Origin of the sequence: Saccharopolyspora sp. SCSIO 74807, from assembly GCF_037023755.1 — a bacterium.
GTDB classification, from domain to species: Bacteria; Actinomycetota; Actinomycetes; order Mycobacteriales; family Pseudonocardiaceae; genus Saccharopolyspora_C; species Saccharopolyspora_C galaxeae.
In genome coordinates this window covers 1,094,022-1,108,197 of sequence record NZ_CP146100.1, presented here as the reverse complement: position 1 = coordinate 1,108,197, position 14,176 = coordinate 1,094,022, and the positions used below count along the sequence as shown (strand labels likewise).

Sequence of the window (14,176 nt, the reverse complement as noted above, 5' to 3'; positions counted from 1 at the left end):
TGACCGGCCTGGGGTCACAAGCCCCTTCCTGAAGCTTTAGGGAGTTGCTCGGTGAGCGCTTGAGCGCACCTGCCCGGCGGCCGCAGAGCGCACTGGAACAGCACGCGAAGATCCGCGTAGCTGTGCTGCGTGATGCGGCCTTGTGCCCCCGGGTACGCGCGCTTGAGAAGCGACAGAAGTACCCGGAGCTCCCCGCGGGCGGACTCGGCCAGCAGCTGATCCGCCCGCCGGAACACCAGCAACAACCGGTCGGCAAGGATGCCCGCTCGACCGCCGTAGTAGCTGCCCAGCCCGCCTTCGTCCAATATCAGCAGGTCGGAAACGCACTCATCGAACGCGTCCCAGTTGTGGCCGAAGTACTCGGGCAACTCCAAGACCTCGGCGCAGTGCCGGAATAACTCGGGTGCAGCACGGCAACGCGTTCCGTCGAGTACGGCGACGTGGATCGCCGGTGCTCCGCCGGTCGGTGCGGCCCAGCTGCTCAACGACTCACCGGTCGCATCGGTGAGATGCGCCCACCCGAGCCGTTCGCACTCGATCCCGTCGGCTGTATTGCTCGGGGACGCCGCGCTGAACAGATCTCGCGGTTCTGCGCAGACGAAACGTTCCGGCACGAGTAGCTCCCCTTCCGCCGACTGCCAGCATGCCGGGGCAGGGTCGGCCGCGTGGCCCCTGCTCGGCACCCGTCGACCGCCGGTGACCAGGCTTGACGTAATCTGCAGTGCTGTGCTCGTCATCGCGCTGGACACCTCGACGCCCGCGGTCACCGCGGGACTGGTCGCCCTGGACGGCGGCGGGCCGCGGCCCCTCGCGCAACGTGTGACGATCAACGCGCGGGCGCACGGTGAGCTGCTCACCCCGCACCTGATGGCCGCGGTCGCCGAAGCCGGCCACCAGCTCTCCGACGCCGACGCGGTCGTCGTCGGCTCCGGCCCCGGACCGTTCACCGGGCTGCGCGCGGGCATGGTCACCGCGGGTGCTCTCGGGCACGCCCTGGACGTGCCGGTGCATCCGGTGTGCAGCCTCGACGCGATCGCCGCCGCGGTACCCGGCGCGACCCCGGACGCGGGCGCGATCGCCGACATCGGCGAACCCGGGGCCGCCGTGGCGGGCGCGACCGGCGGGATGCGGCTGCTGGTCGCCACCGATGCGCGCCGCAAGGAGGTCTACTGGGCCGCCTACGGCAGCGACCGCTCCCGGCTGACCGGCCCGCACGTGCACCGCCCGCAGGACGTGCCCGCCGAGATCGACGGGCTCGACCTGGACCACGCGGCCGGGACGATGGCCGCCGAGCACCGCGACAGCTTCGGGCTCGACGTGCTGGAACCGCAGCATCCGACGCCGACCGGGCTGGTCGCGGCCGCCCGCGGTGAAGTGCTCTCCGGCGCCGAACCGCTCCCGCTGGTGCCGATGTACCTGCGGCGCCCGGACGCCGCAGCGCCCGCACCGCGCAAGCAGGTCAGCCCGGTGGATTCGGGAGGCACGCCGTGAGCGGGCCGTTCGTGGCGAAGCTGCGCCGCCGCGACCTGAAGCGCTGCGCCGAGCTGGAGCAGGTGCTGTTCCCCGGCGACGATCCGTGGTCGCTCGCCTCGTTCACCTCGGAACTCGACCGCGGCCACCTCTACTTCGGCGCCTACGACGGCGAGGTGCTGATCGGCTACGCGGGCCTGGCGCTGACCGGGCGCCCGCCGGAAGCCGAGGTGCACACCATCGGCGTCGACCCGGACCACCAGCGCCGCGGCGTCGGCCGGGCGCTGCTGCTGCGGCTGCTGTCCCGCGCCGATGAGCAGCGCGCCACAACGTTCCTCGAAGTGCGCACCGACAACGAACCGGCGATCGAGATGTACCGGGCGCACGGCTTCGAGATCGTCGGCCTGCGCAGGCGCTACTACCAGCCCTCCGGCGCCGACGCGCACACCATGCGCCGCCCGCCGCTGGGCGAACCGGAACACCAGGAGGGAGGTGGCCCGGAATGACCGCCACCGACCGGATCGTGCTCGGCATCGAGAGCTCCTGCGACGAAACCGGCGTCGGGCTGGTGCGCCTCGGCCCGGACGGTTCGGTGAGCCTGCTGGCGGACGCGGTCGCGTCCAGCGTCGACGAGCACGCCCGCTTCGGCGGGGTGGTGCCGGAGATCGCCAGCCGTGCGCACTTGGCCGCGATGGCGCCCACGATGCGCCGCGCGCTGGACGAATCCGGCCTCGGTCTGTCCGATGTGGACGCTATCGCGGTGACAGCCGGACCCGGCCTGGCCGGAGCGCTGATGGTCGGGGTCGCCGCGGCCAAGGCCTACTCGGCCGCGCTGGGCGTGCCGCTCTACGGCGTCAACCACCTCGCCGGGCACGTCGCCGTGGACACGCTGCAGCACGGGCCGCTGCCCAAGCGCTGCCTGGCGATGCTGGTCTCCGGCGGGCACACCCAGCTGCTGCTGGTGGAAGGCGTCGCCGAGAGCATCACGCAGATCGGCTCCACCATCGACGACGCGGCGGGGGAGGCGTACGACAAGGTCGCCCGCATCCTCGACCTGCCTTACCCGGGCGGGCCGCCGATCGACAAGATGGCGCGGGAGGGCTCCGCGGACGCGATCGAGTTCCCGCGCGGGCTGACCGGGCCGCGGGACTCGCGGCACGATTTCTCCTTCTCCGGGCTGAAAACGGCGGTGGCCCGGTGGGTCGAGCACGAGCAGCGGGCCGGGCGGGAAGTGCCGGTCGCCGACGTGTGCGCCTCGTTCCAGGAGGCGGTGGCCGACGTGCTCACCTCGAAGGCGGTGCGCGCGGCCGACGAGCTCGGCGTGGACACGGTGGTCATTTCCGGTGGCGTTGCGGCGAATTCGCGGCTGGCCGCGCTGGCCGCGGAGCGCTGCGCTGCCGCCGGGCTCGCGCTGCGCGTGCCGAAACCCCGGCTGTGCACCGACAACGGCGCGATGATCGCCGCGCTCGGCGCGCACGTGCTGGCCTCCGGCGCGCGACCGTCCCCGCTGGACATCTCCGCGAACCCCGGCCTGCCGGTCGACACCATCAACCTCCCCGCACACCACCAGGAGTGAACGGACCGCTCGTCCCACTAGATTGGTCGAACGGTCCGTTCGCTCAAATACATCGGCCCATGCCGACACGCCCGCGCGCCACTCGGCCAGGGCAACGGAGATCGGAGTGAACGGCCTGCTCGTCCCACTAGATTGGACCAACGGTCCGTTCGCTCGGCGGCGGTTCAGCTGATCGAGCGGCCCGCGTACTCGGGGGCGGGCTCGATGGCCGCGGTGATCCGGTCGGCGACGTCGTCCGGGAACGGGACCGCGCGGTCGGAGCCGACGTGCAGCGCAACGACCTCCTCGGTGGCGCGCAGCACGCCGTCCACGGTCATCTCGTGGCACAGCAAGAGCTTCTTCGCACCGCCGCCGACGATCCGGGACGTGACGACCATGTCCGCGTCCGGGCCGACTTCCCGCAGGTACCGCACGTGCGCTTCGACGGTGTAGAGCGAATGCCCGGTCGTGGCGCGGTATGCGGCGTCCAAACCGATCCGCTCCATCACCGCGTCCGTGGCGAATCCGAACACCAGCACGTAGTACGCCTCGCTGAGGTGCCCGTTGTAGTCGATCCACTCCGGACGGACGCGCTGTCGCAGCTCCCAGCTCACGAACCCTCCCGCACTTCCCGCACCGCCCGCAGCACCGCGATCACCGCGCGGTCCCGCTCGGCGACGAGTTCGGAGATGTCCCGGCCGTCCTCTTCGGCGCAGCCCTGAATCATCCGTTCCCGCAGGTCATCGGTGAGTTCCGGAGCTTCCAGCCGGGTCCACGGCGACTTCAGCGACGGCCCGAACTGGTCGAGCATGTGCGCCATCCCGCCTTCACCGCCAGCGAGGTGGAAGGTCAGGCACGGCCCGAAAAGCGGCCACCGCAACCCCGGGCCTTCGGTGATCGAGGCGTCGATCTGCGCGACCGTCGCCTCGCCCTCGGCCACCATGTGCAGCGCTTCCCGCCACAGCGCCTCTTGCAGCCGGTTGGCGATGAAACCCGGCACCTCGCGGTCCATCGTGATCACCGACTTGCCCGCCGCCTCGAAGAAGCGCGAAGCGTGCTCGACGGCCCACCGCTCGGTGCGCTCGCCGCCCACGACCTCGACCAGCGGGATCAGGTACGGCGGGTTGAACGGATGCCCGACCACCAGGCGTTCCGGGGTGGTGCAGCGCTGCTGCATCTCGGTCATGCCGTACCCGGAGGTGGACGAGGAGATCACCACGCCGGCGGGCGTCGCGGCGTCGATGCGGGCCAGCAGGTCCTGCTTGATCTCCAGGTCCTCCGGCGCGCTCTCCTGCACGAAGTCCGCCCCGGCCACCGCCTCGTCCAGAGTGGACGCGAAGGTGAGGTCGTCCCGCGTCGCGCCATCGGCCAGGCCCAGCTCGGTCAGCGCAGGCCACGCGGCATCAACCAGCCGCCGCAGCCGCGGCCCGAAGTCCGCGTCCGGATCCCACGCGGTCACGCGGTATCCCCGCGCCAGGAAGTGCGCGACCCAGCCGCCGCCGATGACTCCGGCGCCGATGCACGCGACGTGCGGTGCCATCAGGACCTCCGCTTCAGGCCGAGCTTGGCGCGCGCCTGGTCCGGAGTCGCCACCCGCGACCCCAAGCTCTCCACGATCGTCACCGCGCGCTCCACGAGCTGTGCGTTCGTGGCCTTCACGCCCTTGCTCAGGTACAGGTTGTCCTCCAGCCCGACCCGGACCTGCCCGCCCAGCAGCGCCGACTGCGCCACCCACGGGAACTGGTTGCGGCCGATCGAGAAGCTCGCCCAGTTCGCGCCTTCCGGCAGCATCCGCACCATCGATTGCAGCAGCCCGGGGTCGGGCGGCGCGCCGTACGGAATTCCCATGCACAGCTGGAAAAGCGGCGGAGCGTCCAGCAGCCCTTCCTCGATCATCTTGGTGGCGAACCACAGCTGGCCGGTGTCGAAGATCTCCAGCTCCGGCTTGACGCCGAGCTCCTGGATCCGCTTCGCGCCCGCGCGCAGCATGTCCGGGGTGCTGATGTAGAGCTGGCTGCCTTCGCCGAAGTTCAGCGAACCGCAGTCCATCGTGCAGATGTCCGGCAGCAGCTCCTCGACGTGCGGCAACCGGTCCAGGCCGTTGACCAGGTCGGTGCCGTCCACCGGCTTGAGCGGGTCGTCCTGGTCGATCACCAGGTCGCCGCCCATGCCCGCGGTCAGGTTGATCACGACGTCCACATCGGACTCGCGAATGCGGCGCACCACCTCGCGGTACAGCGGCACCTCGCGCGAACCCTGGCCGGTTTCCACGTCGCGCACGTGGATGTGCACCACGGCGGCGCCCGCGTTCGCGGCTTGCACCGCGGATTCGGCGATCTGCTCGGGACTCACCGGCACGTGCTCGCTCTTGCCCACCGTGTCGCCCGCGCCGGTCAGCGCGGCGGTGATGATCACTTCGTCGTTCATGGCCCGGCCCCTTCCTCCGATCGAAGCCGGACGCTAGCAGTGGCGTTGCGGTAATCGCAATGGTCGAGACCCGTGGAAGGCATATTCAGACAGCAGAGGGAAATGCCACCCGAAGTTCTGATTGACCTGGGAGTCAGCTCAGTGGCTGCGCCAGAACGCCTTGGTGGTCGCCAGGAATTCACGCCGCGCGCCGCGCGCGGACACCCGCCGCAGCCCGTCGGCGGCCGCGTCGTGACCGACGCCGCAAGCGTCGATGCCCGCGCGGCGGCACAGCGCCACCGCCCGGCGCAGGTGGAACCGGGTGGTGACCACGGTGACCGCGCGCAGCCCGAACACCTCCGCGGCACCGCGGCACGAGCACCACGTGTCCACACCGGACTCGTCCAGCAGCACCGCCGTGCGCGGAACTCCCCGCGACACGAGGAAATCCCGCATGACCACCGGTTCGCTGTACCCGCGCGACTCCGGGCTCCCGCTGACCAGCAGCTGCTCGACCAGCCCGGACCGGTACAGGGCGAGCGCGACGTCCAGCCGCCCGGCCAATATCCGGCTGGGCCGCCCGTCCCAGCGCACCCCGGCGCCGAGCACCAGCGCCACCTCGGCGGGCGGCACGTCGGCGAACGTGCGGATCCGGCCCGCGCTGCGCGCTCGGACCCAGACCGAGGGCAGGCCCGCCAGCCCGAGCGAGCCCGCCACCAGTAACCACCATCGCCAGCGCACGCACCAAGTGTGCCGCGCCCGGCGCTGATCGAAGTGGGCGGACCGCCGGCGATGGGGCGGCCCGCTCACCCGCCTTGCTTACTTGCTGTCTTTCTTTCTTCGTTGCTTCCGTGCTTACCGCTGCTCACGCCTCGTTCAAGGCGGGCTTGCCGTCCTCGACGACGAAGCTCTTCGCCGTGGAGACCTCGGCGTCCTTCTTCGACACGTACGGCAGCACCCGGTAGTCCGCCCGCAGCTCGCCCGCGGTGAACTTGGTCCGCACGTAGCCGCGCCGGTTCTTGTGGAACTTCACGTGCGGGTTCTCCGCGAGCACGTCCTGCTTGCCGTCGTCGCTGCCGTCGCCACCGCTGGTGATCGAGGTCGTGACGAACTCGGTGGCCACCACAGGGGAATCGGTGTTCTCGTGCTCGGTCTGCACCTCCGCGGCCCAGTGCCGGTGCACGTCACCGGTGAGCACCACGCCGTTGCGGACCTTGCTCTCGCCGAGCGCGTTGGCGACCCGGTCCCTGTTGGCCACGTACGCCGCCCACGAGTCGGTGCTGAACTCGACCCCGTCGTCGACGTCGTTGTCCAGCCGGGAGAAGAACACCTGCTGGCCCAGCACGTCCCAGCGCGCCGAGGAGTTCGCGAACCCGTCCAGCAGCCACCGCTCCTGCTCCGAGCCGGTGATCGTGCGGTCCGGGTTCAGCCTCTCCTTGCAGTCCACGTTGCCCTCGTCGCCGCACGGCTGGTCGTCCCGGTACTGCCGGGTGTCGAGCATGTGGAACGTGGTCAGGTCGCCCCACTGCAGCCGGCGGTAGAGCTGCATGTCGATGCCCTTGGGCTTGGCCGTGGAGCGCAGCGGCATGTTCTCGTAGTACGCCTGGAAGGCGGCCTTGCGGCGGTCCAGGAAGCCGGAGTCCGGTTTCTCCGGTGTCTCGTCCGCCCAGTTGTTCTCCGTCTCGTGGTCGTCCCACACCACGACCCACGGCGCGGTGGCGTGCGCGAGCTGCAGGTCCGGGTCGGTCTTGTACTGCGCGTGCCGCTGGCGGTAGTTCGCCAGCGTGCGCGTCTCCGGGCCGAGCACCTTGCGCACGTCGCCGTCCTCGGCGGCGTACTCGTACTGGTAGTCGCCGAGGTGCAGGATCAGCTGCGGCTCCTCCTCGGCCATCCGGCGGTAGGCGGTGAAGTAGCCCTCGCCGTAGTGCGCGCAGGAGGCGAAGCACATCGTCAGCTCACCCATCGTGCCCGGCGCGGGGGCGGTGCGGGTCAACGCGGCGGGCGAGACGCTGCCTTCGGCGCGGAACCGGTAGTAGTACTCCGCGCCGGGCCGCAGGCCCTCGAGTTCGACGTGCACGCTGTGCCCGAGTTCCGGGGCGGCCTGGGCTTCGCCGCGCTGCACGATGCGGCTGAAGTTCTCGTCCTCGGCGAGTTCCCACTGCACCGGCACGACGCGCTCGGGCATGCCGCCCTTGCCGTCGTCGGCGGTGGGGTCGGGCGCGAGCCGGGTCCAGAGCACGACGCCGTCGGCGACCGGGTCGCCGGAGGCGACGCCGAGCGTGAACGGGTCGGCCAGCGGCCGCCCGCTGCCCGCGCCGGGCAGTGCGAAGGCGTTCGCCAGCGCAGAACCGCCGACGGCGGTGGTGCCGAGCGCGGCGGCGCCGCCGAGCAGCACGGCGCGGCGGGAAACGGATCGAGGCGTGGTGGGGTCGGGCATGTCGGGTCCTCCCAGTTCGTCGGTGTCCGGCACGGGTGCGCGGCCACCGGCGAACCAGGCGTGGCGACCGCCCCGGCTTTAACTCGAACGAGTGGCAAGTTACCGACGCCCGATGGGGCGCTGGTTAATTTTCAGCGAAGAGGAGCTGTTGATCTCGGCGGTGATTCCGAGTTCCTGTCCCGGGACCGATGCTCGGCTCGGGTGTTTTCAAGCGGCGTCGGCCGCTTCCGCCACCCGAGCGCCTGAACGAGCTCGAAGACGGGAACCGAGTTCAGCGCGGGCGCCAGCCGGACCGGGTTGGTGGTCGGGACGGCCCTGGCGGACGGGACGGGCGAGGGCGGCGTTCCCACGGTCGGTTCGTGGGCTTCGTCGGAGCCATGGGGCAGAACCTAAGCCACGGCGGCGGGCTGTTGTGAACCTGCTTCGGGTTCCGGTGACATTTCCCGCAAGCCGATCTACCTGCGAAGATCGTCAACGAGATCGGGTTCGAGGCCGCGGCGGCGGGTGTGGCTGCGCCCGGCGCGATCCGCGCGCTGATCGTCGGTCGAGATCGGTTCCGGTGGAACCGTCCCGCGCGATCTCGTCGCGGCGCCCGCATCGCCCGGCACCGCGAGCGGCCGGACCCGTCCGCGCCGGTTCCCGCCTTCGGATTACGCGGGTAAGCGGTCCCCGTTGTTGAGGCTTGGCACTCGCCTCGGTAGAGTGCCAACCAGCACGGCGCCGGAGCGCCCCGGCACCCGCGACGGCGGGGAGTCACGGAGCCGTCACCAAACCAGCCAACGCTTACGCAGGCCCCAGAAGGTGGAGGTCACACCGTGGCGAGCATCAAGCCGCTTGAGGACAAGATCGTTGTCCAGGCGAGCGAGGCCGAGACGACCACTGCGTCCGGCATCGTCATCCCGGACACCGCCAAGGAGAAGCCCCAGGAGGGCAAAGTCCTGGCAGTCGGCCCGGGTCGCGTCGACGAAAAGGGCAACCGGGTTCCGGTGGACGTCAAGGAGGGTGACGTGGTCATCTACTCCAAGTACGGCGGGACCGAGGTCAAGTACAACGGCGAGGAGTACCTGATCCTCTCCGCCCGCGACGTGCTGGCCGTCGTCAACTGACGACCCGCACCATGCGCATCCCACCGCCCCGGTGGTCCCGCCTCCGGGACCCCGGGGCGGTGGTCTCTCCAACGCCGGGCACGCTCCGCACGCCGCGCGGCGGCGCTGCGGCGAGCCGGACCGGGCGGCGCTGAGCGCGCGGTCCCCGGACGAATCCGGGGCCGACCGCGCGGACCGCCGGGCGGGGCTCGCGCCGGAGCGGGCGCGGACCGGCATCGAACATCCCCATGCTGAAGGGCTGTTGAACCATGGCTAAGCAGATCACCTTCGACGAGGAAGCCCGCCGCTCGCTGGAACGCGGCGTCAACCAGCTCGCCGACACGGTGAAGGTGACCCTCGGCCCGCGCGGCAGGCACGTCGTGCTGGACAAGTCGTTCGGCGGGCCGCAGGTCACCAACGACGGCGTCACGATCGCCCGCGAGGTCGAGCTCGACGACCCGTACGAGAACCTGGGCGCGCAGCTGGCCAAGAACGTCGCCACCAAGACCAACGACGTCGCGGGCGACGGCACCACCACGGCCACCGTGCTGGCGCAGGCGCTGGTCAGCGAGGGCCTGCGCAACCTCGCCGCCGGTGCGAACCCGGCCTACCTGGGCAACGGCATCCAGGCCGCCGCCGACGCGGTCGAGGAGCAGCTCAAGGCGAAGGCCACCCCGGTCAAGGGCCGGGACAACATCGCCCAGATCGCCACCGTCTCGTCCCGCGACGAGAACATCGGCTCGCTGGTCGGCGAGGCGATGGAGAAGGTCGGCGACGACGGCGTGATCAGCATCGAGGAGTCCTCGACGCTGGCCACCGAGCTGGAGGTCACCGAGGGCGTCCAGTTCGACAAGGGCTTCGTCTCGCCCTACTTCGTCACCGACTCCGAGCGGCAGGAAGCGGTCCTGGAGGACCCGCAGATCCTGCTGCACCGGGAGAAGATCTCGAACATCCAGGAGCTGCTGCCGCTGCTGGAGAAGATCGCGCAGAACGGCAAGCCGCTGCTGCTGGTCGCCGAGGACGTCGAGGGCGAGGCGCTGTCCACCCTGGTCGTCAACGCGATCCGCAAGACCTTCAAGGTCGTGGCGGTCAAGGCCCCGTACTTCGGCGACCGCCGCAAGGCGTTCATGGACGACCTCGCCGCCGTCACCGGCGCGCAGGTCATCGCCCCCGAGGTCGGGCTCAAGCTCTCCGAGGTCGGTGAAGAGGTGCTGGGCAGCGCCCGGCGCGTCACCGTCACCAAGGACAACACCACGCTGGTCGACGGCCGCGGCAACAAGGACGACGTGCAGGCCCGCGTCGAGCAGATCCGCAAGGAGATCGAGGCCAGCGACTCCGACTGGGACCGCGAGAAGCTGCAGGAGCGGCTGGCCAAGCTGGCCGGCGGCGTCGCGGTGATCAAGGTCGGTGCGGCCACCGAGACCGAGCTCAAGGAGCGCAAGTCCCGGATCGAGGACGCCGTCGCCGCGTCCAAGGCCGCCGCCGAGGAGGGCTCGGTGCCCGGCGGCGGGTCCAGCCTGATCCACGCGGCCAAGGTGCTCGAGGACGGCCTCGGCCGCACCGGTGACGAGGCCACCGGTGTCCGGCTGGTGCGCAAGGCGCTGGAGGCCCCGCTGTACTGGATCGCGCACAACGCGGGCGAGGAAGGCGCCGTCGTGGTCTCCAAGGTCCGCGACCTGGACTGGGGCTCCGGCTACAACGCCGCGACGCTGTCCTACGGCGACCTGATCGGGCCGGGCGTCGTCGACCCGCTGAAGGTGACCCGTTCCGCGGTCGCCAACGCGGCCTCCATCGCGCGCATGGTGCTGACCACCGAGAGCGCCGTGGTGGACAAGCCGGAGGAGGAAGAGGAGTCGGCCGGGCAGGGCCACGGCCACTCGCACTGACTCGGCGCTCCAGCCGCCGGCGTTGTCGCAGCGCCGCGGTTACCGCCGGAAACGCGATCAGGGGCGGCACCCACGGGTGCCGCCCCTGATCTTTTTCGCGCCTGCCTCGGGTGCGAAGCGGATGACGCCCCTCGTTGTCATCCGGTTCGCCGTTCCCGGGTGGCGCCGCCACTGCCGCGCGCGGCCACCACGCCCGAGCCCGGAGCCGGGCCCTAGCCGTGCGACGGGCCCATCAACCGGCCAGTGCCGCGACCCGGCGCTTGCGGGTCTTGATGATGATCTCCCGCTCGGATTCGGAGAGCCCGCCCCAGATCCCGTAGGGCTCCTGCACTGCCAATGCGTGCCTGCGGCACTGCTCGAGCACCGGGCAGTGCTGGCACACCTCTTTCGCCTTCGCCTCGCGCCGCGCCCGGGCCGGGCCGCGCTCGCCGTCGGGATGGAAGAAGTACGCGCTGTCCATGCCGCGACACGAACCCTTGATCTGCCAGTCCCAGATGTCGGCGTTCGGGCCTGGAAGACGCCGAGTGTCCGCCATTGCGAAAACCACCTCCCACCGGTGGAGTCCCCTCCCTGCCGCGACGGGTTCGCCACGGCCTCGCATGATCCAAGGTAGAACCGCGCCAATACTTGTTCAACCCCTTTCGCGCCGAAAGCTGTTCACTGTCGAGTGATCTCTGACCGGTGGCATCCCGTCGGACGTGCTTGCCACCGGCCGCCGCGATCCGGAACATGGCCGGGTGACCATGCGCCAGGAACCCCTGATCGGGCGGCACGACGCCGTCCAGGAGGCCGATCCCGGACTTGCCGACCGCTCGGACGGCCCGGGAGGGCGCGGCGAGGGGTCCGATCAGCTCGAAGATCACGATCGTCGGCCCGCGGAGATCATCGGCGAGCAGTGCGACGGCGCCGGGTGGCGTGAGATCGTTTCGCGTGCCTCCGGCGAACCGGGAGACGATCAACCAGTGGCGGAGCGGAACCAGCCGCGGCACCGCGCGGCCGACGAAGAACTCTGGCGCGAAGCGATCTCGGGCGCCGGGGTGGACGACCGGATGAGCGCAGGCGCCGACCCGGATGCAGCTGACCCCGATGCGGCTGCCGACGGGATCGAAGCGGGCAGCGCCGAATCGGTCGGCGCCGAAGTGATCAGCCTGGAAGCCGACGAGCCCCGGCTGACCGTCGCGGCCGTCGCGCGCAGGCTCGGCGTCGCTCCCGCGACCCTGCGGACCTGGGACCGCCGGTACGGATTAGGCCCCAGCGAGCACAGCTCCGGCAAGCACCGCCGCTACGGCCCGGAGGACGTGGCCCGGCTCGAACAGATGCAGCGCGCACTGCTGCGCGGCGCCGCCCCGGCCGAAGCGGCCCGGTACGCCCGCACGGTCGCGCCGCCTCCGCCGCGCGACTCGGCTGAACCCGCCACCGCTTCCCCCGGGTCCGCCGAGCCCGATCTCGTATCCGGCGTGCTGGATTCGCCCGCGGAGCTCGAAGTCGAGACCGCGTCGAACCCCGGCGGCCGCGGCCTGCGGCTCACCGGTGCCGGTCCTCGCGCGCGAGGTCTCGGCCGAGCCGTGCTGGCGTTGGACTCCTGGCATCTGCTGCGCCTGCTGCAGGAGTCGATCGAGGCGCAGGGAGTGCTGGCCACCTGGCGCGAAGTGCTCGCGCCCGTGCAGCGTGCGGTCGCCGAGCGCTGGCAGTCGACCGGGAACGGGGTGGAGGCGCTGCGGTTGCTCACCGACTCCGCCTCGACCGCACTCCGGTCGGTCCTCGCCACCGCCCCGGAGCCGCGGAACCCGCGTCCGGTCGTGCTCGCGCCGGTGCCCGGTGAGCAGCAGGAGCTCGAACTCGTCGCGCTGGCCGCCGAACTGGGGTCCCGGGGAGTCGGCCATCGGTTGTTCGCCGCGGGGCTGCCGCCGGAGGGGCTGGAAGCCGCGGTGCGGCGCGCGGCTCCTTCGGTGGTCGTGCTGTGGGCGGAGCAGCCGCATTACGCGGATCCCGGCTTGCTCGCCGGAGTGCCGAACACGCGGCAGCGCTCCCGGGTGCTCGCGGCCGGCTCGGGCTGGGCGCGAGGCGGGTTGCCGGGGCATGCCGAGTCGGTGGGGTCGCTGGAGGAGGCGGCGGAGCGCGTCGTCGACACCGTGCTCGGCTGATGTGACGTAAATCACACTCCTCTCGCTCCCGTCGAGTGACGGGTGTCGCGAGATCGTGTGGCTCGGTCTTCCGGGAACCCTCGACTGGGTGAATATCGCAGGTATGCGCCTTGAGCCCCGGGTGACGACGCTGCTCGAGCGGGGGTCTGCTCCGTTCCAGTGAACATCACTATCGAGTGGCCCGACCCGATCTCTGGACGGATTCAGCACTAGATCGTGTCAAGGTCCGCGCCACTGCGTCCGATAGGGGAAGTGGAACGTCACTCGCCTGCAGGAAGGAGTTCCCGTGACGACGGTCCTGATCTGCGATGACCGACGCAGCGTCCGGGAAGGGCTCACCCGCGTGATGTCTGCTGTCCCGGGAGTGAGCCGGATCGACTGCGTCGCCCACGGCGACGAGCTGCTTGCCCGCTTCGCGCGGCAGGCCGTGGACGTCGTGCTGGTCGGCACCCAGCGTGCGGTGCCGAACGGTGTCGAGGCCACCCGGCGCCTCGTCTCCGCCCACCCGCAAGCCAACGTGATCGTCTTCGGCGCACCGGACGATGCGGGCAGCATCGCCGCGGCCATCGCCGGTGGCGCACGCGGCTACCTGCGGTGGGACGCCTCGCGGCCGGAACTGGTCGCCGCGCTGGCGCACACCCTCGCGAGCACCTCGGTGCCCGCGCCGCGGCAGCCCTCCGACCCGGGGTGCAGCTCACCGAGCGCGAACTCCAGGTGCTGCGCGGCATGAGCCAGGGCAAGAGCAACGGCCAGATCGGCCGCGAGCTGTACCTGTCCGAGGACACCGTCAAGACCCACGCCCGCCGGCTGTTCCGCAAGCTCGGCGTGCGGGACCGGGCGCAGGCGGTCGCGCACGGGTTCCGGCGCGGACTGGTCGCCTGAGCAAAACGGAGCTTCGCGGATGACCACCTCGCGCCCGGACCCGGTCCAGCGCCCGGCCCAGCCACCCACCGGACTCGTCGCGGCGAGCAGTTCCGCCGACGGTCGTCGGTGCGCGGTCGGATCCGGCCGCAGGCGTTGCGATCGCACCGGCTCGGTGCGAGTTCGGCGCAGGTTCCGCACCCGCTCCTTCCTGCTGTGTGACGCCCCTCACCGGGAAGCGGCCGTCGGCCGCCTACCGGTTCACCGCGGCGCCGCCGACCGGGTCCGGCGGCGCCCGCAGGAGAACGGTGCCCCTCGCCACCTGCCGGTGA

At 71.2% G+C, this 14,176-nt stretch carries 13 protein-coding genes and 1 pseudogene; 7 read left to right on the top strand and 7 right to left on the bottom strand.

The genetic code is table 11. The features are described from left to right. Positions 1-14 precede the first annotated feature (14 nt). The gene (locus V1457_RS04865; protein ID WP_338604820.1) at positions 15-737 is read right to left on the bottom strand and encodes a barstar family protein; all 723 of its coding nucleotides are present in this window, start codon (positions 735-737) and stop codon (positions 15-17) included. Here V1457_RS04865 and tsaB point away from each other — a divergent pair. The 3 genes from tsaB to tsaD are packed head-to-tail and all read left to right on the top strand — an operon-like array spanning position 727 to position 3,046. After that, the gene (tsaB, locus tag V1457_RS04860; protein ID WP_200068473.1) at positions 727-1,491 is read left to right on the top strand and encodes a tRNA (adenosine(37)-N6)-threonylcarbamoyltransferase complex dimerization subunit type 1 TsaB; all 765 of its coding nucleotides are present in this window, start codon (positions 727-729) and stop codon (positions 1,489-1,491) included. The genes V1457_RS04865 and tsaB overlap by 11 nt on opposite strands. Continuing rightward, positions 1,488-1,976 carry a ribosomal protein S18-alanine N-acetyltransferase gene (gene rimI / locus V1457_RS04855; RefSeq protein ID WP_200068474.1) on the top strand — a complete coding sequence of 163 codons (489 nt, stop codon included), beginning with the start codon at positions 1,488-1,490 and terminating at the stop codon, positions 1,974-1,976. Before tsaB ends, rimI begins: the two co-directional genes overlap by 4 nt. After that, positions 1,973-3,046 (top strand): tRNA (adenosine(37)-N6)-threonylcarbamoyltransferase complex transferase subunit TsaD, encoded by a 1,074-nt coding sequence (gene tsaD, locus V1457_RS04850; protein ID WP_200068475.1) that lies wholly within the window; start codon positions 1,973-1,975, stop codon positions 3,044-3,046. Before rimI ends, tsaD begins: the two co-directional genes overlap by 4 nt. 164 nt (positions 3,047-3,210) lie before the next feature. On the opposite strand, the gene V1457_RS04845 is transcribed toward tsaD, so the two are convergent. The 5 genes from V1457_RS04845 to V1457_RS04825 all read right to left on the bottom strand — a co-directional run bounded on the left by V1457_RS04845 (position 3,211) and on the right by V1457_RS04825 (position 7,868). Beyond that, the gene (locus V1457_RS04845) at positions 3,211-3,639 is read right to left on the bottom strand and encodes a thioesterase family protein (RefSeq protein ID WP_295150067.1); all 429 of its coding nucleotides are present in this window, start codon (positions 3,637-3,639) and stop codon (positions 3,211-3,213) included. Further along, complete coding sequence (locus tag V1457_RS04840; protein ID WP_338600758.1) at positions 3,636-4,565, bottom strand: 3-hydroxyacyl-CoA dehydrogenase NAD-binding domain-containing protein; 930 nt, start codon at positions 4,563-4,565, stop codon at positions 3,636-3,638. The genes V1457_RS04845 and V1457_RS04840 overlap by 4 nt, the downstream gene beginning before the upstream one ends. Continuing rightward, the gene (locus V1457_RS04835) at positions 4,565-5,452 is read right to left on the bottom strand and encodes a 3-keto-5-aminohexanoate cleavage protein (protein WP_338600755.1); all 888 of its coding nucleotides are present in this window, start codon (positions 5,450-5,452) and stop codon (positions 4,565-4,567) included. The genes V1457_RS04840 and V1457_RS04835 overlap by 1 nt, the downstream gene beginning before the upstream one ends. Positions 5,453-5,590: 138 nt before the next feature. Continuing rightward, the gene (locus V1457_RS04830; RefSeq protein ID WP_338600752.1) at positions 5,591-6,148 is read right to left on the bottom strand and encodes an ElyC/SanA/YdcF family protein; all 558 of its coding nucleotides are present in this window, start codon (positions 6,146-6,148) and stop codon (positions 5,591-5,593) included. 148 nt (positions 6,149-6,296) lie between these two features. Beyond that, positions 6,297-7,868, bottom strand: coding sequence for an alkaline phosphatase D family protein (locus V1457_RS04825; protein WP_338600749.1), 1,572 nt, complete (start codon positions 7,866-7,868; stop codon positions 6,297-6,299). An 815-nt stretch (positions 7,869-8,683) separates the two neighbouring features. Here V1457_RS04825 and groES point away from each other — a divergent pair. Both groES and groL read left to right on the top strand, forming a co-directional pair. Then, a complete protein-coding gene (gene groES / locus V1457_RS04820) occupies positions 8,684-8,974 on the top strand; it encodes a co-chaperone GroES (protein ID WP_200068480.1) in 291 nt (96 codons plus the stop codon). Positions 8,975-9,222: 248 nt separating this feature from the next. After that, positions 9,223-10,839, top strand: coding sequence for a chaperonin GroEL (groL, locus tag V1457_RS04815; RefSeq protein ID WP_200068481.1), 1,617 nt, complete (start codon positions 9,223-9,225; stop codon positions 10,837-10,839). A 232-nt stretch (positions 10,840-11,071) separates the two neighbouring features. Here the strand turns inward: groL and V1457_RS04810 are convergent, their stop codons facing one another. Beyond that, complete coding sequence (locus tag V1457_RS04810; protein WP_200068482.1) at positions 11,072-11,374, bottom strand: WhiB family transcriptional regulator; 303 nt, start codon at positions 11,372-11,374, stop codon at positions 11,072-11,074. 208 nt (positions 11,375-11,582) lie between these two features. Between V1457_RS04810 and V1457_RS04805 the strand changes: the two genes are divergently transcribed. Together V1457_RS04805 and V1457_RS04800 are read left to right on the top strand one after the other, a co-directional pair. Continuing rightward, the gene (locus V1457_RS04805) at positions 11,583-12,983 is read left to right on the top strand and encodes a MerR family transcriptional regulator (RefSeq protein ID WP_233626812.1); all 1,401 of its coding nucleotides are present in this window, start codon (positions 11,583-11,585) and stop codon (positions 12,981-12,983) included. Positions 12,984-13,269: 286 nt separating this feature from the next. Beyond that, positions 13,270-13,865 (top strand): annotated as a pseudogene (locus V1457_RS04800) (response regulator transcription factor). Positions 13,866-14,176: the final 311 nt, after the last annotated feature.